Annotated in this window: 1 protein-coding gene; it reads left to right on the top strand. The window is 72.8% G+C overall.

Translation table 11 applies throughout. From position 1 onward, the window contains the following. Nucleotides 1–551: DUF4118 domain-containing protein (locus GJ695_RS29385; RefSeq protein WP_154370609.1), on the top strand; the 551-nt coding region annotated here is incomplete at both ends.

Below are 551 nucleotides of genomic sequence, written 5' to 3'. Positions count from 1 at the left end.
CGGCCGGCGGGCCGGGCGGAGCGGGCAAGCGGCGCCGGGCCACCGGCTACATCGTGGCGGCGGCGGCCAGCATCGCCACCGCGCTGGCGGCCACGCCGATGCTGGCCTGGCTCGACCTGGCCAACATCGCCATGCTGTTCCTGCTGGTGGTGGTGCTGGTGGCGGTGCGCTTCGGCCGCGGCCCGTCGGTGATGGCCACCTGCGTCAGCGTGGCCTGCTTCGACTTCTTCTTCGTGGCGCCGCGCTTCACCTTCGCCGTGACCGATTTCCAGTACCTGATCACCTTTGTCGTGATGCTGGCGGTGGGCCTGATCACCGGCCACCTGACGGCCGACCTGCGCTTCCAGGCGCGGGTGGCGGCGCACCGCGAGCGGCGCTCGCGGGCGCTGTACGAATTCGCCCGAGAACTGTCCGGCGCGCTGCAGACCGAGCAAATCTTCGACACCACGCAAAGCGTCATCCAGCGCGCCTTCCGCGCCCGCGCCACGCTGCTGCTGCCGGACGACGACGGCCGCCTGCAGGCGCCGGCCGCCGGCGCGCACGACAGCGCC

Source organism: Duganella alba, from assembly GCF_009674495.1.
Lineage (GTDB): Bacteria > Pseudomonadota > Gammaproteobacteria > Burkholderiales > Burkholderiaceae_D > Rugamonas > Rugamonas alba.
Note: the sequence above shows the minus strand (reverse complement) of the source record. Positions and strands in the feature narration are given on the sequence as shown.